Origin of the sequence: Streptomyces hyaluromycini, from assembly GCF_002217755.1 — a bacterium.
GTDB classification, from domain to species: Bacteria; Actinomycetota; Actinomycetes; order Streptomycetales; family Streptomycetaceae; genus Streptomyces; species Streptomyces hyaluromycini.
Genome location: NZ_BCFL01000018.1, coordinates 145,247 through 167,270, shown reverse-complemented (window position 1 = coordinate 167,270; position 22,024 = coordinate 145,247). Strand labels below are relative to the sequence as shown.

Annotated in this window: 18 protein-coding genes; 12 read left to right on the top strand and 6 right to left on the bottom strand. The window is 69.7% G+C overall.

Annotation, left to right across the window (positions count from 1 at the left end):
• The first annotated feature begins 135 nt into the window (after positions 1-135).
• The 8 genes from SSP29_RS13900 to pgi all read left to right on the top strand — a co-directional run bounded on the left by SSP29_RS13900 (position 136) and on the right by pgi (position 10,519).
• Positions 136-3,090: a M14 family metallopeptidase gene (locus tag SSP29_RS13900; protein WP_089100931.1), complete on the top strand. Its 2,955-nt coding sequence runs from the start codon at positions 136-138 to the stop codon at positions 3,088-3,090.
• A gap of 274 nt (positions 3,091-3,364) precedes the next feature.
• Positions 3,365-4,375, top strand: a complete 1,011-nt coding sequence (gene gap / locus SSP29_RS13895; RefSeq protein WP_089100930.1) for a type I glyceraldehyde-3-phosphate dehydrogenase — start codon at positions 3,365-3,367, stop codon at positions 4,373-4,375.
• Between the two features lie 151 nt (positions 4,376-4,526).
• Entirely contained in the window at positions 4,527-5,738 is a 1,212-nt protein-coding gene (locus SSP29_RS13890; RefSeq protein ID WP_089100929.1) for a phosphoglycerate kinase, read from the top strand.
• A 6-nt stretch (positions 5,739-5,744) separates the two neighbouring features.
• A complete protein-coding gene (gene tpiA, locus SSP29_RS13885) occupies positions 5,745-6,521 on the top strand; it encodes a triose-phosphate isomerase (protein WP_089100928.1) in 777 nt (258 codons plus the stop codon).
• Positions 6,522-6,638: 117 nt separating this feature from the next.
• Positions 6,639-6,869: a preprotein translocase subunit SecG gene (gene secG, locus SSP29_RS13880; protein ID WP_217544850.1), complete on the top strand. Its 231-nt coding sequence runs from the start codon at positions 6,639-6,641 to the stop codon at positions 6,867-6,869.
• Positions 6,870-7,079: 210 nt separating this feature from the next.
• Complete coding sequence (locus SSP29_RS13875) at positions 7,080-7,415, top strand: RNA polymerase-binding protein RbpA (RefSeq protein WP_003976875.1); 336 nt, start codon at positions 7,080-7,082, stop codon at positions 7,413-7,415.
• A 123-nt stretch (positions 7,416-7,538) separates the two neighbouring features.
• Positions 7,539-8,795: an MFS transporter gene (locus tag SSP29_RS13870; protein ID WP_089100926.1), complete on the top strand. Its 1,257-nt coding sequence runs from the start codon at positions 7,539-7,541 to the stop codon at positions 8,793-8,795.
• 71 nt (positions 8,796-8,866) lie between these two features.
• A complete protein-coding gene (gene pgi / locus SSP29_RS13865; RefSeq protein ID WP_089100925.1) occupies positions 8,867-10,519 on the top strand; it encodes a glucose-6-phosphate isomerase in 1,653 nt (550 codons plus the stop codon).
• Positions 10,520-10,580: 61 nt separating this feature from the next.
• On the opposite strand, the gene pgl is transcribed toward pgi, so the two are convergent.
• The 5 genes from pgl to tkt are packed head-to-tail and all read right to left on the bottom strand — an operon-like array spanning position 10,581 to position 17,261.
• Positions 10,581-11,363, bottom strand: a complete 783-nt coding sequence (gene pgl / locus SSP29_RS13860) for a 6-phosphogluconolactonase (RefSeq protein ID WP_089100924.1) — start codon at positions 11,361-11,363, stop codon at positions 10,581-10,583.
• Complete coding sequence (opcA, locus tag SSP29_RS13855; RefSeq protein WP_089100923.1) at positions 11,360-12,478, bottom strand: glucose-6-phosphate dehydrogenase assembly protein OpcA; 1,119 nt, start codon at positions 12,476-12,478, stop codon at positions 11,360-11,362. The genes pgl and opcA overlap by 4 nt, the downstream gene beginning before the upstream one ends.
• Positions 12,475-13,998: a glucose-6-phosphate dehydrogenase gene (gene zwf / locus SSP29_RS13850; RefSeq protein ID WP_089100922.1), complete on the bottom strand. Its 1,524-nt coding sequence runs from the start codon at positions 13,996-13,998 to the stop codon at positions 12,475-12,477. Before zwf ends, opcA begins: the two co-directional genes overlap by 4 nt.
• Positions 13,999-14,001: 3 nt before the next feature.
• Entirely contained in the window at positions 14,002-15,120 is a 1,119-nt protein-coding gene (tal, locus tag SSP29_RS13845; RefSeq protein ID WP_089100921.1) for a transaldolase, read from the bottom strand.
• Positions 15,121-15,152: 32 nt separating this feature from the next.
• Positions 15,153-17,261: a transketolase gene (gene tkt, locus SSP29_RS13840; RefSeq protein ID WP_089100920.1), complete on the bottom strand. Its 2,109-nt coding sequence runs from the start codon at positions 17,259-17,261 to the stop codon at positions 15,153-15,155.
• Between the two features lie 379 nt (positions 17,262-17,640).
• On the opposite strand from tkt, the gene SSP29_RS13830 reads away from it, so the two are divergent.
• From SSP29_RS13830 to SSP29_RS13815, 4 genes are all read left to right on the top strand, one after another.
• Positions 17,641-18,594 (top strand): heme o synthase, encoded by a 954-nt coding sequence (locus SSP29_RS13830; RefSeq protein ID WP_089100919.1) that lies wholly within the window; start codon positions 17,641-17,643, stop codon positions 18,592-18,594.
• Between the two features lie 67 nt (positions 18,595-18,661).
• Positions 18,662-18,982 (top strand): hypothetical protein, encoded by a 321-nt coding sequence (locus SSP29_RS13825; RefSeq protein WP_089100918.1) that lies wholly within the window; start codon positions 18,662-18,664, stop codon positions 18,980-18,982.
• A 177-nt stretch (positions 18,983-19,159) separates the two neighbouring features.
• Positions 19,160-20,266 carry an amidohydrolase family protein gene (locus SSP29_RS13820; RefSeq protein ID WP_089100917.1) on the top strand — a complete coding sequence of 369 codons (1,107 nt, stop codon included), beginning with the start codon at positions 19,160-19,162 and terminating at the stop codon, positions 20,264-20,266.
• Positions 20,267-20,284: 18 nt separating this feature from the next.
• The gene (locus SSP29_RS13815; RefSeq protein WP_089100916.1) at positions 20,285-21,037 is read left to right on the top strand and encodes a nucleotidyltransferase; all 753 of its coding nucleotides are present in this window, start codon (positions 20,285-20,287) and stop codon (positions 21,035-21,037) included.
• Here SSP29_RS13815 and SSP29_RS13810 read toward each other — a convergent pair.
• Positions 20,980-22,017, bottom strand: a complete 1,038-nt coding sequence (locus SSP29_RS13810) for a COX15/CtaA family protein (RefSeq protein WP_089100915.1) — start codon at positions 22,015-22,017, stop codon at positions 20,980-20,982. The genes SSP29_RS13815 and SSP29_RS13810 overlap by 58 nt on opposite strands.
• Positions 22,018-22,024: the final 7 nt, after the last annotated feature.

Sequence of the window (22,024 nt, the reverse complement as noted above, 5' to 3'; positions counted from 1 at the left end):
ACGGTCGTCGGCACCGGCGTTTGCATCCCTTTTAAGCCACCGTGAACTGTCCGTGAGTCGCCCTTGACTGGATCATGAAGTGTCATGAGCCTGGCATGGGTTCGCCGCAGTGGCGGACCACTGCTAGGGGGGTACATGAGACACAGAGCGAGATCGATCCTCGCTGTCGGCGCGCTCCTGATCGGCGGAGCCGCACTCGCACCCATGGCGCAGGCGCAGACCGGGAGTTCCCCGAAACCCGACCCCGACCAGGTCAAGGTCTTCCACGCCGACGTCACCAAGAAACAGATTCCCCTCCTGCTCGAAGCCGGGCAGGACGGCCATGAACTCGGCGACCAGGTCACCGGATCCGGCAAGACCGAAGTCGAGCTGTACCTCACCGACCAGCAGGCGAAGAAGCTGGAGAAGCAGGGCGTCGGCCTCACCGAGCACACGGTGTCGGCCAAGGCCGAGGCGCGGGTCGAGAACGCCTCCCAGGGCGTGTTCCGCCCGTACAGCGGCAGCGGCGGGCTCGAACAGGAGATCCTCGCGACCGCGCAGGCCAACCCCGGTCTGACCAAGGTGGAGTCCATCGGCAAGACCGTCGGCGGCCAGGACATCCTCGCGCTCAAACTGACCAAGGGCGCGAAGAAGTCGAAGGACGGCTCCAAGCCCTCCGTGCTGTATCTGTCCAACCAGCACGCACGCGAATGGATCACGCCGGAGATGACCCGCCGGCTGATGCACTACTACCTGGACAACTACAGCACCGACAAGCGCATCAAGAAGATCGTCGACTCCACCGAGCTGTGGTTCGTGCTGTCCGCCAACCCCGACGGCTACGACTACACCTTCCAGAACTCCGACACCCGCCTGTGGCGCAAGAACCTGCGGGACGTCAACGGCGACGGTGTCATCAGCACGGGTGACGGCGTCGACCTCAACCGCAACTTCGGCTACAAGTGGGGCTACGACGACGAGGGTTCGTCCCCCAACCCCACCAGCGAGACCTACCGCGGCGCGAGCCCCGAGTCCGAGCCCGAGACCAGGGCGCTGGACGACTTCGAGAAGCGGATCGGGTTCACGTACGGCATCAACTACCACTCCGCCGCCGAACTCCTCCTCTACGGCGTCGGCTGGCAGGTGGCCACCCCGACCCCGGACGACGTCCTCTACAAGGCGCTCGCCGGCACCCCGGACAACCCGGCGATCCCCGGCTACCACTCGCAGGTCTCCTCGGAGCTGTACACGACCAACGGCGAGGCGGACGGCCACGCGTCGAACGTCAACGGCATGGCGATGTTCACCCCCGAGATGTCGACCTGCCAGACGGCCTCGAACATCGACCCGAACGACGCCTGGAACGCCGCCGACTGCCAGTCGGTCTTCAACTTCCCGGACGACGCGAAGCTGATCCAGGACGAGTTCGAGAAGAACATCCCCTTCGCGCTCTCCGTCGCCGAGACCGCCGCCCACCCCGACCAGCCGAGCTCCTCGGTCGGCCTGAGCGCCGCCGACTTCACGCCGGCGACGTTCTCCACGTCGTACTCGCGCGGCGCCGACCAGGAGGTCTCCGTCGTCGTCCGCAAGGCGATCCGCGACAAGGAGCTCAAGTACCGCGTCAACGGCGGCCGCACGCTGGACAGGGCACTCAAGCCCTGGAAGGGCGGCGAGACGTACGGCGGCGGCGACAACCTCTACTTCGACGAGTACCGGGCCAAGGTGAAGGACGGCGACCCGGGCGACAAGGTCGAGGTGTGGTTCACCGGTGAGACGAAGAGCGGCAAGAAGGTCTCCAGCTCGCACTTCACGTACACCGTCGCCGAGCGGCCCAAGGCGGACACCCTGGTGGTCGCCGAGGAGGGTGCCAAGGCCACCCAGGCGCAGACCTACGCCGACGCGCTGAAGGCGGCCGGGCACAAGGCGGTCGTCTGGGACGTCGCCACCCAGGGCGCGCCCGACGCGCTCGGCGTGCTGAAGCACTTCAGGACCGTCGTCCACTACTCGGGCACGAGCGGTCCCGGCAACGACACCCAGCTCCAGCTGCGCGCCTACCTCAACGAGGGCGGCAAGCTGATCGAGGCGGGCGAGCTGGCCGGCGGCAGCGTGAACCTCGGCGACGGCACCCCGTCGAACGACTTCAGCCAGTACTACCTGGGCGCCTACTCCCGTACGTCGACACCCGGGGCCACCGGCTTCGCCGGCTCCGGCACGCTGGACGGCTTCAGCGGGGCCCTGAGCGGCACGTCCGCCAACCCGCTCGACAAGGCCGGCACCTACGCCGTCACCTCCGACGAGCTCTCGCCCGGCACCTACCCCCAGTTCGCCAGCGCGGGCGCGGGCCAGTTCGCCGGCACCGTCAACCCGTACGGGCCGTACTCGGGGTCGTACATGGCCGCGGCCGTCCACACCGACGACGCCTACAAGCGCCTCACCCGCACCATCGACCTCACCGGTGTCACCGCGTCCCAGCAGCCGACCCTCAGCGCCAAGCTGCTGTGGGACACCGAACCCGGCTACGACCACGCGGTGGTCGAGGCGCACGTCGTCGGCGCCGACGACTGGACGACCCTCCCCGAGAAGGGCGGCGCCACCAGCAGCACCGTACCGAGCGAGTGCGGGGCCGGCTTCCTGATCGCCGAGCATCCGTGGCTCAAGCACTACCTGACCATCGCGGACAACCAGTGCACCGCGAGCGGCACCAGTGGCTCGTGGAACAGCTTCACCGGCAGCTCGGCGGGCTGGCAGCCGGTGAGCTTCGACCTGAGCGCCTACGCGGGGAAGTCCGTCGAGGTCTCCATCGGCTACATCACCGACCCGAGCACCGGCGGGCACGGCGTCCTCGTCGACGACGCCTCGCTCGTGGTGGGCGGCACGGCCACCGAGACCGAGGGCTTCGAGACCTCCCTCGGCCCCTGGAGCGTGACCGGACCGCCCGCGGGCAGCCCGGCCGTCCTCAAGGACTGGACGCGCACCGGAGCCCTGTTCAAGACGTACGGCGCGATCACCACCGACCGCACCGTGCTGCTCGGTTTCGGCCTGGAACAGGTCAGTTCCGCGGCCGATCGTGCCGCTCTGGTGAAGAAGGCGTTGACAGCACTCGACAACTGACGCCGACGGCACTCGACATGTGAGCCGACCCGCTCACGAACGAGTGAAAGGGCGGTAAAAACCGGTCGGCATTCCGTGACAAAACGGTGTGAAACGACCATCGATCCGAGGTGGTCCGTACCCCTACTGGCGGGTACGGACCGCCTCGCCGTGTATGGGGCATCTGGATGTCACCGCGGGAGCCTCAGGGAGGTAGGGTCATGGGTGGTCGGGGACATCCCAAATACAGCTCGCCGGCACCGCATGGCCGGCGTACCAACGAGGAGATCGGTTCGTGACGATCCGCGTAGGCATCAACGGCTTCGGTCGTATCGGTCGCAACTACTTCCGCGCGCTGCTGGAGCAGGGCGCTGACATCGAGATCGTGGCTGTCAACGACCTGGGTGACACCGCGACCACCGCACACCTGCTGAAGTACGACACGATCCTCGGACGCCTGAAGGCCGAGGTGTCGCACACCGCCGACACGATCACCGTCGACGGCCACACCATCAAGGTGCTGTCCGAGCGCAACCCCGCCGACATCCCGTGGGGCGACCTGGGCGTCGACATCGTCATCGAGTCGACCGGCATCTTCACCAACAAGGAAGACGCCGCCAAGCACATCGCCGGCGGCGCCAAGAAGGTCCTCATCTCGGCTCCGGCCAAGAACGAGGACATCACCATCGTGATGGGCGTCAACCAGGACAAGTACGACGCGGCCAACCACCACGTCATCTCCAACGCCTCCTGCACCACCAACTGTGTGGCGCCGATGGCGAAGGTCCTCGACGAGAACTTCGGCATCGTCAAGGGCCTGATGACGACGGTGCACGCGTACACCAACGACCAGCGCATCCTGGACTTCCCGCACAAGGACCTGCGTCGCGCGCGTGCCGCCGCCGAGAACATCATCCCGACCACCACCGGTGCCGCCAAGGCCACCGCGCTGGTCCTCCCGCAGCTCAAGGGCAAGCTGGACGGCATCGCCATGCGCGTCCCGGTCCCGACCGGCTCCGCCACCGACCTGGTCGTGACGCTGCAGCGCGAGGTCACCAAGGACGAGGTCAACGCCGCGTTCAAGAAGGCCTCCGAGGACGGCGACCTGAAGGGCTACCTGGCGTACACCGAGGACGAGATCGTCTCCTCGGACATCGTCGGCGACCCGGCCTCCTGCACCTTCGACTCCTCCCTGACCATGGTCCAGGAGGGCAACACGGTGAAGATCCTCGGCTGGTACGACAACGAGTGGGGCTACTCCAACCGCCTCGTCGACCTCACGGTCTTCGTCGGCGACCAGCTCTGATCGGCCGAACAGGCACCACGATGCGGTAGCAGGGCTCGGGCAGCGCACGGTCGCGCCGCCCGGGCCCTGACGCACGTAAGGATCGACCCGACGACATACGGTTCGATCAGTCCTCGTACGATCAAGAGCCCTCCTGTAGGAGTCCCCAACCATGAAGACGATCGACGAACTCCTCGCCGAAGGGGTCGACGGCAAGCGGGTCTTCGTCCGCGCCGACCTCAACGTGCCGATGGCCGACGGTCTCATCACCGACGACGGCCGCATCCGTGCCGTCCTGCCCACCGTCAAGGCCCTGGCCGACGCGGGCGCCAAGGTGGTCGTCGCCTCGCACCTGGGCCGCCCCAAGGGCGCCCCGGACCCGAAGTTCTCCCTGCTCCAGGCCGCCGAGCGGCTCGGTGAACTGCTCGACGCGCCGATCGCGTTCGCCCAGGACACCGTCGGCCCCGCCGCCCACGACGCGGTGAACGGCCTGCAGCCCGGCCAGGTCGCCGTCATCGAGAACCTGCGCTTCAACGCCGGCGAGACCTCCAAGGACGACACCGAGCGCGGCGAGTTCGCCGACCGGCTCGCCGCCCTGGCGGACGTCTACGTCGGCGACGGCTTCGGCGCCGTGCACCGCAAGCACGCCTCCGTCTACGACCTCCCGGCCCGGCTGCCGCACTACGCCGGCTACCTGATCGCCACCGAGGTCGGTGTCCTGAAGAAGCTCACCGAGGACGTCCAGCGCCCCTACGTGGTGGTGCTCGGCGGCGCCAAGGTCTCCGACAAGCTCGCCGTGATCGACCAGCTGCTCGGCAAGGCCGACCGCATCCTCGTCGGCGGCGGCATGGTCTACACCTTCCTCAAGGCCAAGGGCTACGAGGTCGGCAGCTCCCTCCTCCAGGAGGACCAGCTCGCGACCGTCACCGAGTACCTGGAGCGCGCCGAGAAGACCGGCGTGGAGATCGTCCTGCCCGTCGACACCCTGGTCGCTCCCGAGTTCCCGGACCTGTCGGGCAAGGCTCCGGCCAACCCCGGCACGGTCGCCGCGGACGCCATGCCGGCCGGTCAGATGGGCCTGGACATCGGCCCGGAGACCAGCAAGCTGTACGCCTCGAAGCTCGCCGACGCGGCCACCGTCTTCTGGAACGGCCCCATGGGCGTCTTCGAGCACCCCGACTACGCCGCGGGCACCCGGGCGGTCGCCCAGGCCCTCGTCGAGTCCAAGGGCTTCACCGTCGTCGGCGGCGGGGACTCCGCAGCCGCCGTGCGCATCCTCGGCTTCGACGAGAACGCGTTCGGACACATCTCGACCGGTGGCGGCGCCTCCCTCGAATACCTCGAGGGTAAGACGCTCCCCGGCCTCGCCGCACTGGAGGACTGACCCCGTATGACCACTCGCACGCCGATCATGGCGGGCAACTGGAAGATGAACCTCAACCACCTTGAGGCCATCGCGCACGTCCAGAAGCTCGCCTTCGCCCTGGCCGACAAGGACTACGAGGCCGTCGAGGTCGCCGTCCTGCCGCCCTTCACCGACCTGCGCTCCGTGCAGACCCTGGTCGACGGCGACAAGCTCAAGATCAAGTACGGCGCCCAGGACCTCTCGGCACACGACTCCGGTGCCTACACCGGCGAGATCTCCGGCCCGATGCTGGCCAAGCTGAAGTGCACGTACGTGGTCATCGGCCACTCCGAGCGCCGCCAGTACCACGCCGAGACCGACGAGATCGTGAACGCCAAGGTCAAGGCCGCCTACAAGCACGGTCTGACCCCGATCCTGTGTGTCGGCGAGGAGCTGGACGTCCGCGAGGCGGGCAACCACGTCGCCCACACCCTCGCCCAGGTCGAGGGCGGCCTCAAGGACCTCCCGGCCGAGCAGGCCGAGTCGGTCGTGATCGCCTACGAGCCCGTGTGGGCCATCGGCACCGGCAAGGTCTGCGGCGCCGCGGACGCCCAGGAGGTCTGCGCCGCGATCCGCGCCAAGCTCGCCGAGCTGTACAGCCAGGAGCTGGCCGACCAGGTCCGCATCCAGTACGGCGGCTCCGTCAAGGCAGGCAACGTGGCCGAGATCATGGCGCAGGCCGACATCGACGGCGCCCTGGTCGGCGGTGCCTCGCTGGACGCGGACGAATTCGTCAAGATCGTGCGCTTCCGCGATCAGTGATCAGGCCGAGCGAGTAGGCCTCGGGGACGATCCGTCGTACCCTTGCGGGGACAAGGTGGCTTGCCGCTTTGTCCCCGTCGTTCATCCGAATCCGAGAGAGTTGGTCCAGCCGTGGTTTTGGGGTTCTCGATCGCCCTGATCGTCTTCAGCCTGCTGCTGATGCTGCTGGTGCTGATGCACAAGGGCAAGGGCGGCGGCCTCTCCGACATGTTCGGTGGCGGCATGCAGTCCTCCGTCGGCGGCTCCTCGGTCGCCGAGCGGAACCTGGACCGGATCACCCTGATCATCGGTCTGCTGTGGTTCGCGTGCATCGTGGTCCTCGGTCTCCTGATGAAGACGAACAGCTGATCCGCGACTCGCACACACGCACAATCTGTACGTAAGGCCCCATGTTCGGTACGCGCACCTGAGCGCGGCCTATCATGGGGCTTGCGTCTAGGTGCGGGGGCGGTAACTCCCACCACTGGACGCGCGTTGGGCCTTACGTAGACTGAGGCGCTCGCAACGAAGCGACACGCCGACTCGCTTCGCGGCACCATCACGCAGGGAGTTACGACCGTGGCAAGTGGCAACGCGATCCGAGGTAGCCGGGTCGGGGCGGGGCCGATGGGCGAGGCCGAGCGCGGTGAGTCCGCGCCCCGTCTGCGCATCTCCTTCTGGTGCTCCAACGGGCATGAGACGCAGCCGAGCTTCGCCAGCGACGCGCAGGTGCCCGAGACCTGGGACTGCCCGCGCTGTGGCTTCCCGGCCGGCCAGGACCGGGACAACCCGCCGGACCCGCCGCGCACCGAGCCGTACAAGACGCACCTCGCGTACGTACGGGAGCGGCGCAGCGACGCGGACGGCGAGGCGATCCTCGCCGAGGCGCTCGCCAAACTGCGGGGCGAGATCTAGGAGTTGAGGCCGGCCGGGTGCCCACAAGGCGCCTGGCCGGAGCTGTCTCCGCGGCCGGGGCCCGGCCCGTTGTCAGTGGTGCCCTCTACGGTTTGTGCATCGGCGCATCGTGAGGGGGCGAGGATGACGACGGGCGAGGCGACACCCGTGTGGCGCGGGGGATTCGGGCGGCTGTGGACGGCAGCCGTGGTCTCCCGGTTCGGAGACGCGTTACGGACGTCCGCGCTGCCCCTGCTGGCCGCGCGTCTGACCGACGCCCCGCTCGCCATCGCCTCGGTGACCGCCTGCGGCTATGTGCCGTGGCTGCTGTTCGGGCTGCTCGGCGGTGCCGTCGCGGACCGGGTGGACCAGCGGCGCGCCATGTGGGCCGTGGACACGGTACGAGGACTGCTCGTCGCCGCCTTCGCACTCGCCGTGGCACTCGGTCACGCCTCGATCCCGCTGCTGCTCCTGCTCGCCTTCGCGCTCACCACCCTGCAGACGCTCTTCGACAACGCCTCCACGGCCCTGCTGCCCTCCCTGGTAGACCGGCAGGCCCTGGGCGGGGCCAACGCCCGGCTGATGACCGGCCAGCAGATCGCCGGCGGCCTGCTCGGGGCCCCGCTCGTGCCGCTGCTCCTGACGGCCGGCGCGTTCATGCCCTTCGCGGCCGACGCGAGCACCTACCTGGCGGCCGCCGCCCTGGTCGCCTCCCTCCGGACACGGCCGCCGGAGCGAGCGCCACGCCCGGCCGGCAGCACCCTGCGCACGGAGATCGGCGAGGGTCTGCGCGCCCTGTGGCAGGACCGCGCCCTGCGGGCCACCTGCGTCGCCACCCTGCTCTGCAACATCGGCATGGGCGCCCTGATCGCCACCCTGGTACTGCACGTGACGCGCTGGCTGCACGCCGGTACCGCGGGATACGCGGCCGCCATGACCGCGTACTCGGCCGGCAGCATCACCGGCGGCTTCCTCGCCCAGCGCATCGCCCGCCGCACCGGCCGGGTGCGGGCCCTGCTGGTCGCCGGGACCGTCCAGACGTCGGCCCTGCTTCTCATCGGCACCGTCCGGCACCTCGGCGCCCTGGTCGCCGGCATGCTGCTGCTCGGCGCGATGAACATGGTGTGGAACGTCAACCAGGTCACGCTGATGCAGCAACGCGCGCCCGAGTCGATGACCGGCCGGATCGCCTCCGCCTTCCGCACCTCCTCCACGTCCGGCGCGCCGCTCGGTGCCCTGCTCGGCGGAGCCGTCGCGGCAGCCTACGGCCTGAACGGCCCCGCGCTGCTGGCCGCCGCCCTCTTCGGGCTGGCCGTCACCTCGTTGATACCGGTGCGCAAGCCGGACGTACCTGTTGTTGCGCCGCGGGACAACGCGACGGCAGGCCGTGCCCCGAGCTGATCAACTAGGTTGGAACGGCAGCGGCACAGGCACGCAACAGGACAGGTGCAAGGAAGAAGGCTGAAGTCGGAATGAACGCAGACGGCCGTACCAGGCTCAACCAGACGCCCGAGTGGACCGCGCTCGCCAAGCACCGGGAGGAGCTCGCCGACACCCGTCTGCGGGACCTGTTCGCCGCCGACCCGGGACGCGGCACGGGCTACACCCTCCAGGTCGGCGACCTCCACATCGACTACTCGAAGCACCTGGTCAACGACGAGACGCTGCGGCTGCTGCGGGAGCTGGCCGCCGCCACCGACGTCTTCGGCCTGCGGGACGCCATGTTCCGCGGCGAGAAGATCAACGTCACCGAGAACCGCGCGGTGCTGCACACCGCCCTGCGCGCCCCGCGCGACGCGGTGATCGAGGTCGACGGCGAGAACGTGGTGCCGCAGGTGCACGCGGTCCTGGACAAGATGAGCTCCTTCGCCGACCGGGTCCGCTCCGGCGCCTGGACCGGCCACACCGGCAAGCGCATCAGGAACGTGATCAACGTCGGCATCGGCGGCTCCGACCTCGGCCCGGCGATGGCCTACGAGGTGCTGCGCAGCTTCACCGACCGCGACCTCACGGTCCGCTTCGTCTCCAACGTCGACGGCGCCGACCTGCACGAGGCCACCCGCGACCTGGACCCGGCGGAGACCCTCTTCATCATCGCCTCCAAGACGTTCACCACGATCGAGACGATCACCAACGCGACCTCCGCCCGCAACTGGCTCCTCACCGAGCTGAAGGCCGGCCCGGAAGCGGTCGCCAAGCACTTCGTCGCCCTCTCCACGAACTCCGAGAAGGTGTCGGACTTCGGCATCGACACGGCCAACATGTTCGAGTTCTGGGACTGGGTCGGCGGCCGCTACTCCTACGACTCCGCCATCGGCCTCTCCCTGATGATCGCCATCGGCCCGGACCGCTTCCGCGAGATGCTCGACGGCTTCCACCTGGTCGACGAGCACTTCCGCACCGCCCCCGCCGAGTCCAACGTCCCTCTCCTGCTGGGCCTGCTGGGCATCTGGTACGGCAACTTCCACGACGCCCAGTCACACGCGGTGCTGCCGTACTCGCACTACCTCTCCAAGTTCACCGCCTACCTCCAGCAGCTGGACATGGAGTCCAACGGCAAGTACGTGGCGCGCGACGGCAAGGAGGTCGACTGGCAGACCGGCCCGGTGGTGTGGGGCACGCCCGGCACCAACGGCCAGCACGCGTACTACCAGTTGATCCACCAGGGCACCAAGCTGATCCCGGCGGACTTCATCGGCTTCGCCGAGCCGGTCGCCGAGCTGAGCGGTGAACTCAAGGCGCAGCACGACCTGTTGATGGCGAACTTCTTCGCGCAGACGCAGGCGCTGGCCTTCGGCAAGACGGCCGACGAGGTCCGCGCGGAGGGCGTGGCCGAGGAGCAGGTGGCGCACCGCACCTTCAAGGGCAACCACCCGACGACGACCATCCTCGCGAAGGAACTCACCCCGTCCGTCCTCGGCCAGCTCGTCGCCCTCTACGAACACAAGGTGTTCACCCAGGGCGCCGTCTGGAACATCGACTCCTTCGACCAGTGGGGCGTGGAGCTGGGCAAGGTCCTCGCCAAGCGCATCGAGCCCGCGCTGACCGAGGGCACCGAGGTACCCGGCCTGGACGCGTCGACGACGGCGCTGGTGGCCAGGTACCGGGAACTGCGCGGGCGTTAGGCCGGGCACAGAAGAACCCGTACGGCCGTCCGGGCCGTACGGGTTCTTTTTCAGTACTTCGTCACGGCGAAGCCGGCGGATACAGCGAGCGTGGCAGCTGGGAGGCCGCTGTCGCGTCCAGGAGCCACAGGGTGCGCTGGCGGCCCTGGGCGCCCGCTGCCGGGGCCTGGATCTCGCCCGCGCCCGAGAGGGCGATGGCGACGGCCTCGGCCTTGTCCTCGCCCGCCGCCAGCAGCCAGACCTCGCGGGCCGAGCGGATGGCGGGGAGGGTGAGGGAGACACGGGTCGGCGGCGGCTTGGGGGCGCCGTGGACGCCGACCACCGTGCGTTCCGTCTCCCGGACCGCGGGCAGCTCCGGGAAGAGCGAGGCCACGTGGGTGTCCGGGCCGACGCCCAGCATCAGGACGTCGAAGGTGGGCACCGAACCGTGGTTCTCGGGGCCGGCCGTGCGGGCCAGCTCCGCCGCGTAGGCCTCGGCCGCCGCGTCCACGTCCGTGCCCCAGGGGCCGTCCGACGCGGGCATGGCGTGCACGCGCTTCGGGTCCACCGGGACCTGGCCGAGCAGGGCGTCACGGGCCTGGGTGACATTGCGCTCCGGGTCGCCCTCGGGAAGGAAGCGTTCGTCGCCCCACCACAGGTCGAGCCGGCTCCAGTCGATGGCGTCCCGCGCCGGGGCCGCCGCCAGGGCCGCCAGCAGGCCGTTTCCGTTGCGGCCGCCGGTGAGGACCACGGACGCCTCGCCCCGGGAGGCCTGGGCGTCCACGATCTTCGTGATCAGCCGGGCCGCGGCGGCCTGCGCCATCAGCTCCTTGTCGCGGTGCACGACCAGCTGGGGGGTGCTCATGTCGCCTTCGCCCTCTTCTTCAGCGGTTCCTTCGCCGCCGCTTCGGGCGCGGGAGCTTCCGCGGCAGCGGCTTCGACGGCCGGTTCTCCTTTGGCCGGCGGCTCGGAGCCCTGGGCGGCCGGAACGGCCTGGGCGGCCGCAGCCGCCGGTACCGCTGCCGGTTCAGCAGCGGCCGGAGCCGGGGCCGCCGACGCGTTCAGGCGCTCCACGCCGAACCGCAGCGCCGACGCGTAGGTGTCGTCCGGGTCGAGCCGGCGCAGCTCCTCCGCGATCAGCTCGGCCGTGTCGCGCCGCTTCAGCGCCACCGCACGGTCGGGCTGGCCGTCGATGGACAGGGTGGCGAGGGAGCCGTCCGCGCGGTCGAGGGCGATCGCGCCCTCGCTGGTGTCGAGCCGGACCGCGGTCAGACCGGGGCCGGCCGACAGCGAGCGCTTGACGGGGACGTCCAGCCGGTCCGCGAGCCACATCGCCAGCAGCTCGCAGCTCGGGTTGAACTCCTCGCCCTCCACCTCGACCGCCTTGACCTCGCAGACCACCTGGTCCAGGGCCGCCGCCAGCATCGAGCGCCAGGGCGTGATCCGGGTCCAGGACAGGTCCGTGTCGCCGGGGGTGTAGGCGTCCGCGCGGGCGGACAGCTCCCGTACCGGCTGCTCGGAGGAGTAGGTGTCGGTGACCCGGCGCTGGGCGAGGGCGCCCAGCGGGTCCTTCGCCGGATCGAGCGGGGCGTTCACCGGCCACCAGACGACGACCGGCGCGTCCGGCAGCAGCAGCGGCAGCACGACCGAGTCGGCGTGGTCGGCGACCTCGCCGTACAGGCGCAGGATCACCGTCTCGCCGGAGCCCGCGTCCGCGCCCACCCGGACCTCGGCGTCCAGGCGGGACACCGTACGGTCGCGGGGGGAGCGGGAGACGCGCTTGATGACGACCAGCGTGCGCGAGGGGTGCTCGTGCGAGGCGTCGCCGGCGGCCTTCAGGGCGTCGTACGCGTTCTCCTCGTCGGTGACGATGACGAGGGTCAGCACCATGCCCACGGCGGGCGTGCCGATGGCCCGGCGGCCCTGCACCAGCGCCTTGTTGACCTTGCCGGCCGTGGTGTCCGTGAGGTCTATCTTCATGGGCGGCGCCAGCTCCGTCCGTCTCGTGCCAGCATCTCGTCGGCCTCGGCGGGGCCCCAGGTGCCGGACTTGTACTGGGCGGGCCTGCCGTGCTTGTCCCAGTGGTCCTCGATCGGGTCGAGGATCTTCCAGGACAGCTCGACCTCCTCCGTGCGCGGGAAGAGGTTGGAGTCGCCCAGCAGCACGTCCAGGATCAGCCGCTCGTACGCCTCGGGTGAGGACTCGGTGAACGACTCGCCGTAGGCGAAGTCCATCGACACGTCCCGGATCTCCATCGAGGTGCCCGGCACCTTGGAGCCGAAGCGGACCGTGATGCCCTCGTCGGGCTGGACGCGGATGACGATCGCGTTCTGGCCCAGTTCCTCCGTCGCCGTGTGGTCGAAGGGGGAGTGCGGGGCCCGCTGGAAGACCACCGCGATCTCGGTGACGCGGCGGCCGAGCCGCTTGCCGGTGCGCAGGTAGAAGGGGACGCCCGCCCAGCGGCGGTTGTCGATGCCGAGTTTGACGGCCGCGTAGGTGTCGGTCTTCGACTTGGTGTCGATGCCGTCCTCTTCGAGGTAGCCGATGACCTTCTCGCCGCCCTGCCAGCCGGCCGCGTACTGGCCGCGCACGGTCGACCGGCCCAGGTCCTTCGGCAGCCGTACCGCGCCGAGCACCTTCTCCTTCTCCGCCGCGAGCGCGTCCGCGTCGAAGGAGGCCGGCTCCTCCATGGCGGTGAGGGCCATGAGCTGGAGCAGGTGGTTCTGGATGACGTCACGGGCCGAGCCGATGCCGTCGTAGTAGCCGGCGCGGCCGCCGATACCGATGTCCTCGGCCATGGTGATCTGCACGTGGTCCACGAAGGACCGGTTCCAGATCGGCTCGTACATGGTGTTGGCGAAGCGCAGCGCCAGGATGTTCTGGACGGTCTCCTTGCCGAGGTAGTGGTCGATCCGGAACACCTGGTCCGGTTCGAACACCTCGTGCACGACCTTGTTGAGCTCCTCGGCCGACTTCAGGTCGTGGCCGAAGGGCTTCTCGATGACGGCGCGCCGCCAGGAGCCGCCCGACTGGTCGGCCAGCCCGTGCTTCTTCAGCTGCTGGATGACCACCGGGAAGGAGCGCGGCGGGACGGACAGGTAGAAGGCGAAGTTGCCGCCCGTGCCCTGCGCCTTGTCCAGTTCCTCGATGGTGGAGCGCAGCCGCTCGAACGCGTCGTCGTCGTCGAAGGTGCCCTGGACGAAGCGCATCCCCTGGATGAGCTGCTGCCAGACCTCCTCGCGGAACGGCGTGCGCGCGTGGTCCTTGACGGCGTCGTGGACCTCGGCGGCGAAGTCCTCGTGGGCCCACTCACGGCGGGCGAAGCCGACCAGGGAGAAGCCCGGCGGCAGCAGACCCCGGTTGGCGAGGTCGTAGACGGCGGGCATGAGCTTCTTACGGGAGAGGTCGCCCGTGACGCCGAAGATGACCAGACCGGACGGCCCCGCGATGCGCGGGAGCCGTCGGTCTGCGGGGTCACGCAGCGGGTTGCTGCTTGACAGAGTTCAGCCCTCCGAGGGGGCCAGGCGCTCCAGCTCCGCCTGGGTCGACTTGAGCAGGTCGTTCCAGGACGCCGCGAACTTCTCGACGCCCTCGTCCTCCAGTACCTGGACCACGTCGTCGTACGAGATCCCGAGCTTCTCGACGGCGTCGAGGTCGGCGCGGGCCTGCTCGTACGTGCCCGTGATCGTGTCGCCGGTGATGCCGCCGTGGTCCTCGACCGCGACGAGGGTGGCCTCCGGCATGGTGTTCACCGTGTTCGGCGCGACCAGGTCGTCGACGTACAGGGTGTCCTTGTACGCCGGGTCCTTGACGCCGGTGGAGGCCCACAGCGGACGCTGCTTGTTGGCGCCCGCGCTCTCCAGCGCGCTCCAGCGAGCGGTGGAGAAGACCTCTTCGTACGCCTGGTAGGCGAGGCGCGCGTTGGCGACGGCGGCCTTGCCGCGCAGCGCCTTGGCCTCGTCGGTGCCCACATCGTTCAGGCGCTTGTCGATCTCGGTGTCCACGCGGGACACGAAGAACGACGCCACCGAACGGATGAGCGACAGGTCGAGGCCGCGCTCCTTGGCCTTCTCCAGACCGGCCAGGTAGGCGTCCATGACCTCGCGGTAGCGCTCCAGCGAGAAGATCAGCGTGACGTTGACGCTGATACCGAGGCCGATGACCTCGGTGATCGCCGGCAGACCCGCCCTGGTGGCCGGGATCTTGATCAGGGTGTTGGGGCGGTCGACCAGCCAGGCCAGCTGCTTGGCCTCGGCGATCGTCGCCTTCGTGTGGTGTGCGAGCCGCGGGTCGACCTCGATCGACACGCGGCCGTCCTGGCCGTCGGTCGCGTCGAACACCGGGCGCAGGATGTCGGCGGCGTCGCGGACGTCCGCCGTGGTGATCATGCGAATGGCCTCTTCGACGGTGACCTTGCGGGCGGCGAGGTCCGAGACCTGCTGCTGGTAGCCGTCGCCCGAAGAGATCGCCTTCTGGAAGATCGTCGGGTTGGTGGTGACGCCCACGACGTGCTGCTGGTCGATCAGCTCGGCGAGGTTGCCGGACGTGATCCGCTTGCGCGACAGGTCGTCCAGCCAGATCGCGACGCCTTCGTCGGAGAGGCGCTTGAGTGCGTCTGTCATGGAATTACATCTCCTACGTGTCGTATATAGCGTCAGCGCTGGGCGGCGGTGATGGATTCCCGGGCCTTGGCGATCGATTTCTTCGCCTCGGCGGCGACGTGCTCGGCATTGAAGCCGAACTCCTGGAAGAGCACCTTGCCGTCGGCGGAAGCACCGAAGTGCTCCAGGGAAACGATCCGGCCGGCGTCCCCGACGTACTTGTGCCAGGTGAGGCCGATACCCGCCTCGACCGACACACGCGCCTTCACGGACGGCGGCAGGACAGCGTCCTTGTAGGCCTGGTCCTGCTCCTCGAACCACTCCACGCACGGCATGGACACCACTCGCGTGGGCACGCCGTCGGCCTCCAGCTGCTCGCGCGCCTCGACGGCCACGTGCACCTCGGAACCGGTCGCGACGAGGATGACCTCGGGGGTCCCGCCGGACGCCTCGAAGAGGACGTAGCCGCCCTTGACCGTGTCCTCGTTGGACTCGTACACCGGCACGCCCTGGCGGGTCAGCGCCAGGCCGTGCGGGGCGCCCTTGCCGAAGACCTTCGTGTAGCGCCTGAGGATCTCGCGCCAGGCGATCGCGGTCTCGTTGGCGTCGGCCGGGCGGACCACGTTCAGGCCCGGGATGGCGCGCAGCGAGGCGAGGTGCTCGACCGGCTGGTGCGTCGGGCCGTCCTCGCCGAGGCCGATGGAGTCGTGGGTCCACACGTACGTCACCGGCAGGTGCATCAGCGCCGACAGCCGCACGGAGTTGCGCATGTAGTCGGAGAAGACGAGGAACGTACCGCCGTAGACACGGGTGTTGCCGTGCAGGGTGATGCCGTTCATCTCCGCGGCCATGGAGTGCTCGCGGATACCGAAGTGGATGGTGCGGCCGTAGGGGTTCGCGCCCGGCAGCGGGTTGTCCGCCGGCAGGAACGAGCTGTTCTTGTCGATGGTCGTGTTGTTCGAGCCGGCGAGGTCGGCGGAGCCGCCCCACAGCTCGGGGATCACGGCGCCGAGGGCCTGGAGCACCTTGCCGGAGGCGGCACGGGTCGCGACGCCCTTGCCGGGCTCGAAGACCGGGATCTTCTCCTCCCAGCCCTTGGGCAGCTCGCCCGCGGCGATGCGGTCGAACTCGGCGGCCCGCTCGGCGTTGTTGTCCCGCCACAGCTGGAAGGACTTCTCCCACTCGGCCTTGGCGGCCGCGCCGCGCTCCCCGGCCTGGCGGGTGTGGGCGATGACCTCCTCGGCGACGTCGAAGCTCTTCTCCGGGTCGAAGCCGAGGACGCGCTTGGTGGCCGCGACCTCGTCCGCGCCGAGCGCCGAGCCGTGGGCGGCCTCGGTGTTCTGCGCGTTCGGGGCGGGCCAGGCGATGATCGAGCGCATCGCGATGAAGGACGGCTTGTCCGTCACCTTCTTCGCGGCCTCGATCGCGTTGTAGATGGCGTGCGGGTCCAGGTCGCCGTCCGGCTTCGGGGCGATCCGCTGCACGTGCCAGCCGTACGCCTCGAACCGCTTGACGGTGTCCTCGGAGACGGCCGTCTCGGTGTCGCCCTCGATCGAGATGTGGTTGTCGTCCCACAGCAGGACCAGGTTGCCGAGCTTCTGGTGGCCGGCCATCGAGGACGCCTCGGCGGAGATGCCCTCCTGGAGGCAGCCGTCACCGGCGATGCAGTAGACGAAGTGGTCGAAGGGGGACTCGCCCTGCGGCGCGTCCGGGTCGAACAGACCGCGCTCGTAGCGGGCGGCCATGGCCATGCCGACGGCGTTGGCGACACCCTGGCCCAGCGGACCGGTGGTGGTCTCCACGCCCTTGGTGTGGCCGTACTCCGGGTGACCGGGGGTCTTCGAGCCCCAGGTGCGGAAGGCTTCGAGGTCTTCCAGCTCCAGGCCGAAACCGGCCAGGTAGAGCTGCGTGTAGAGGGTCAGCGACGAGTGACCTGCGGACAGCACGAAGCGGTCGCGGCCCACCCAGTCGGGGTCGGACGGGTCGTGCCGCATCACCTTCTGGAAGAGGGTGTACGCGGCCGGCGCCAGGCTCATCGCCGTACCCGGATGGCCGTTGCCGACCTTCTGTACGGCGTCGGCGGCCAGGACGCGGGCGGTGTCGACGGCCCGCTGGTCCAACTCGGTCCAGTCGAGGTCTGTGGTGGTCGGCTTGGTGCTCACCCTGGGTCAGGGCTCCTCTCCACATGTTCGGTTACCGGTCCTCGGGCACACGCCGGCACCGGCTGCCGGTGCACTGGGTGCCCACCGGCCGTTGTCGAGCCTACCCCCGTAAGGACGTGCATTTTTTCGAGTGTTTCCAGACTGCCGGGACTCTCGGGGATCCGCCTCCCGACTGGCCGAGAAGGCATTCGGCACATGAATACGGAACCGCTCATCTGACTACTCAACCGAGCCCCCTCCCCCCTCTTCCGAGACGCCCTCCAACACGACCCCACCCCCGCGAAGGTCGAGGTATGGGCAACGTCTAAAGTGGCGTGGTACGCGCGAGCCTTTACCGTCAGTTCACACGGCGGGGCTCGCTGGGAGTTCTCTGTCAGGGGTGTGCGTGACGGCCGTCGAATCCCGTCCAGCGGGGGTGCTCGGTGCGAGCGAGAGCCCGAGCCACCGGCCGTTCGGGGCCCGTGTCAAAGCTTTCGTGGCGCTGACCAAGCCGCGGATCATCGAGCTGCTGCTCATCACCACCGTTCCGGTGATGTTCCTGGCGCAGCAGGGCGTGCCCGACCTGACGCTGGTGCTGCTCACCTGCCTCGGCGGCTACCTCTCGGCGGGCGGCGCCAACGCGCTGAACATGTACATCGACCGGGACATCGACGCGCTGATGGACCGCACCTCGCAGCGTCCGCTGGTGACCGGCATGGTCAGCCCGCGCGAGTGCCTCGCCTTCGGCATCACCCTGGCGGTCGTCTCCACACTGCTGTTCGGTTTCACCGTCAACTGGCTGAGTGCCTGGCTGTCACTCGGAGCGCTGCTCTTCTACGTCGTCGTCTACACGATGATCCTCAAACGCCGTACCTCGCAGAACATCGTGTGGGGCGGCATCGCCGGCTGCCTGCCGGTGCTGATCGGCTGGTCGGCCGTCACGGACTCCATGTCGTGGGCGCCGGTCATCCTCTTCCTCGTCATGTTCTTCTGGACGCCGCCGCACTACTGGCCGCTCTCCATGAAGGTGAAGGACGACTACGCGCGCGTGGGCGTGCCGATGCTGCCGGTCGTCGCCTCCAACAAGGTGGTCGCCAAGCAGATCGTCATCTACAGCTGGGTGATGGTCGGCGTCTCCCTGCTCCTCACCCCCCTCGGCTACACCGGCTGGTTCTACACGCTGGTCGCCCTGGTGGCGGGCGGCTGGTGGCTGTGGGAGGCGCACGGGCTGCAGAACCGCGCGAAGGCGGAGGTCACGGGCGGGAAGCTCAAGGAGATGCGGCTGTTCCACTGGTCGATCACCTATGTGTCGCTGCTGTTCGTGGCGGTGGCCGTGGACCCCTTCCTGCGCTGACCGCACGGACCCACATCACACCGCCCTGCCCTCGCCAGTGGATCTACTCGTGAGTAGCATCCTGTCCATGGCAGACACGCAGCAGGTTGACCAGAAGGCCGAGCGCAAGGTGGCGCGCCTCGCCAAGGAGATCAGCGCCTTCGCCAAGGCCCACGGCGGCGCCGAGGGCCAGGTGGCCTACATCGGCGAACGCGGCGCCCGCATCGTCCTGGTCGGCGAGGACGGCGGCTGGGGCGACCTGGTGGCACCGAGCACCGAGATCGCCCAGCAGGCAGTGGAGAAGGCGGGCATCACCGTCCACGAGTCCTTCGACGGCGAGTTCGCGGCGAAGGTCCAGACGGGCCCGTACGAGTGGAAGCGGATGGCCGGCATTCAGATCGGCGGCTGAACAGGCGCCCCGTAAGGGGCGCGGGGCTGTATCTGATATGCGGCTCCGCCGCGTGGGCGCGACCAGCCCCATCCGGCCCGCAGCCGCCATTCAACCGGTACCACCCACCCCCGACCGCGACCTCCATCCCGGTTCACCCGTTAAGACGGACATGCAGCCGTCCACACGGGAGCCCGGATGATCGAAACGCCGTCCCTGGTGGACCAGTACTGCCACGGAGTGCTCCGCACCGAGCTGGGCCTGGGCACCTTCGAGGCCCAGCTCGCCCGTACCGAAGGCCCCCCGGCCGCCGGCACCACCCTCTTCGACACCCAGACCGGTTTCGCCGTACGACGCTGGTGCCCCCCGCTCCTCGGCCTGGAACCCCACTGCGCACCGGCCCGCTACCTGGCCCGGCGCCGTGAGCTCGGCGTCCTGGAGGCCGGCCGCCGTCTCCTGCGCGGCAGCGGCATCACCACCTACCTCGTCGACACCGGCCTCCCCGGCGACCTCACGGGTCCCACCGAGATGGCCTCGACCGGCGACGCGGAGGCCCGCGAGATCGTCCGCCTGGAACTGCTCGCCGAGCAGGTCGCCGACACCTCCGGCACCGTCGAGTCCTTCCTCGCCAACCTCGCCGAGTCGGTGCACGGCGCGGCGGCGAACGCGGTCGCCTTCACCTCCGTCGCCGGTCTCCGGCACGGCCTGGCCCTGGCCCCCGAGCCCCCCGGCCCCGGCGAGGTCAGAGGCGCGGCCGGCCGCTGGCTGGCGGCCCGCCGGGTCGGCGGCGAGCTGACCGACCCGGTCCTGCTACGGCACCTGCTCTGGATCGCCGTGGCCTCCGGCCTCCCCCTCCAGCTGCACGCGGGCCTCGGTGAGCCCGGTGCCCGGATCGACCGCACCGACCCGGTCCTGCTCACCGACTTCGTCCGCGCCACCGCGGGCCTGGGCACCGACCTGGTCCTGCTCCACGGCTACCCGTACCACCGCCATGCCGCCCATCTCGCCGGCGTCTTCCCGCACGTCTACGCCGACTCGGGCGCGGCGCTGGTCCGCACCGGCGCCCGCGCCGCCACGATCCTCGCCGAGCTCCTGGAACTGGCCCCCTTCGGCAAGATCCTCTTCTCCAGCGGCGCCCACGGCCTGCCCGAGCTGCACGTGGTCGGCGCCCGCCTCTTCCGCGAGTCCCTCGCCCGGGTGCTGGGCACCTGGGTCGCCGAGGGCGCCTGGTCCCTCGGGGACGCACAACGCGTGGCCAGGCTGATCGCGGCGGGGAACGCGAGACGGGTGTACGGCCTGGGGTGAGCTGTACAGACTGAGCGCATGGAGACCGAGACGTTACTGGCGCGCTTCGTCCGTGAACTGTCGGCACTGGACCCCGTGGCCGTGTGGGCGCACGGCTCGCTCGCCGCGGGCGACGACTACCGGGAGGGCCGCAGCGACCTGGACCTGATCGCGGTGCTGCCGGGCCCGGTGACCCCGGCCGTCGTATGGAAGATCGCCGTAGCGCACGCCCGGCTGCGCGCGCTGCCGCTCGCCGCCGTCCTGCACTGCACCTATCTGACCCCGTCGACCGCGGCCGACCCCGCCCGGTCCCATCTGACCTGGGCGTACGAGCAGCTGTTCAAGCGGCCGGTCAGTCTGGTGACCCGGCGTGAGCTGCACGCCTTCGGACGGGTGCTGTACGGCCAGGAGCCCGCCGGGCTGCTGCCACCGGTGACGGACCGGGAACTCGGCGACTTCGTCGTCCGCGACCAGCGGGACTACTGGCGGCCCGTCGTCGACAAGGCCCCGCTGTGGACCCGGGACGTCTGGGTCGACCTGGGCATGATCACCTTCGCCCGCGCCACCGTCACCGCACGCGAGGGCCGCCTGATCTCCAAACGCGAGGCCCTGGACCTGCTGCCCGGTCTGGGCGCGCCCGCCGAGGTCGTCGAGGACATCCGAAGCCGCCGCTACGGCGACCCCGCGCCGCCCACCGAGGAGTGGACGGTGCGCCGGGCCCGGCTGACCCGGGACTACCTGGGTCCGGCGATCGACGCGCTCACGGCGTCGGCGTCGGTGTCGTACGACTGAACGGGCAGACCGGCGTCGGCCGCGACGTCGGCGCGTTCCCGCAGGGACAGCAGGACTCGCAGCACGCCGATCCACACCAGGCAGGAGCCGAACATGTGCAGGCCGACCAGGACCGTGGGCAGGTGCGTGAAGTACTGGACGTACCCGATCACGCCCTGACCGAGCAGGATCAGGAACAGGTCGCGGACGCGGTCCCGCGGTCCCTGGGGCGCGTCGACGCCCTTGAGGAAGAACCACAGCGCGAAGGTCAGCGACACCACGATCCAGGCGAACACCGCGTGCAGCTCGGCTACGCCCGACCAGCTGACGTCGATGCGCTCGACGTCGCCGGAGTCGCCCGGGTGCGGTCCCGCGCCGGTCACCACCGTGCCGGCCGTGATGAGCAGCAGCGTCACGACCACCAGCGCCCACACCAGCTGCTGCACCGCCTTGCCGACCAACGGCCGCGGTTCCCCGTCACCCTCACGGGTGCGCTGCCACATCAGGGCGGCGACCGTGATCAGGGCCGTCGCCAGCAGGAAGTGCGCGGCGACGGTGTACGGGTTGAGGCCGACGAGCACCACGACGCCGCCGAGGACCGCGTTGCTCATCACGATCCAGAACTGCGCCCAGCCCAGCCGGGTCAGACTGCGCCGGTACGGCTTCTCGGACCGGGCGGCGATGATCGCCCAGCCGACCGCGGCGCACAGCACGTAGGTCAGCATGCGGTTCGTGAACTCGATGGCGCTGTGGTAGCTCAGCGCGGTCGTCGGGGTCAGCGAGCCGTCGGTGCACTCGGGCCAGGTCGGGCAGCCGAGGCCGGAGCCGGTGAGGCGCACCGCGCCGCCGGTGACCACGATGACCACCGACATGACGAGCGCGGCGAGCGCCGCCCGCCGGACGGTCCGGGGATCCGGGGTCCAGCGATCGGCAATGAAGGCGAGCGGGTTGCGCAGCGCCGCTACGAGGTCGGTGGGGGTCAGTTTTGGCACGGGCACCATGGTAGGG

Bases quoted from the DNA above. Each gene is read 5' to 3' on its own strand.
- tal (WP_089100921.1), bottom strand. From the start codon at position 15,120: ATGACAGACGCACTCAAGCGCCTCTCCGACGAAGGCGTCGCGATCTGG.
- SSP29_RS13815 (WP_089100916.1), top strand. From the start codon at position 20,285: ATGGAGACCGAGACGTTACTGGCGCGCTTCGTCCGTGAACTGTCGGCA.
- SSP29_RS13820 (WP_089100917.1), top strand. From the start codon at position 19,160: ATGATCGAAACGCCGTCCCTGGTGGACCAGTACTGCCACGGAGTGCTC.
- SSP29_RS13825 (WP_089100918.1), top strand. From the start codon at position 18,662: ATGGCAGACACGCAGCAGGTTGACCAGAAGGCCGAGCGCAAGGTGGCG.
- pgi (WP_089100925.1), top strand. From the start codon at position 8,867: ATGAACGCAGACGGCCGTACCAGGCTCAACCAGACGCCCGAGTGGACC.
- tpiA (WP_089100928.1), top strand. From the start codon at position 5,745: ATGACCACTCGCACGCCGATCATGGCGGGCAACTGGAAGATGAACCTC.
- opcA (WP_089100923.1), bottom strand. From the start codon at position 12,478: ATGAAGATAGACCTCACGGACACCACGGCCGGCAAGGTCAACAAGGCG.
- SSP29_RS13810 (WP_089100915.1), bottom strand. From the start codon at position 22,017: ATGGTGCCCGTGCCAAAACTGACCCCCACCGACCTCGTAGCGGCGCTG.
- SSP29_RS13890 (WP_089100929.1), top strand. From the start codon at position 4,527: ATGAAGACGATCGACGAACTCCTCGCCGAAGGGGTCGACGGCAAGCGG.
- SSP29_RS13900 (WP_089100931.1), top strand. From the start codon at position 136: ATGAGACACAGAGCGAGATCGATCCTCGCTGTCGGCGCGCTCCTGATC.
- SSP29_RS13870 (WP_089100926.1), top strand. From the start codon at position 7,539: ATGACGACGGGCGAGGCGACACCCGTGTGGCGCGGGGGATTCGGGCGG.
- pgl (WP_089100924.1), bottom strand. From the start codon at position 11,363: ATGAGCACCCCCCAGCTGGTCGTGCACCGCGACAAGGAGCTGATGGCG.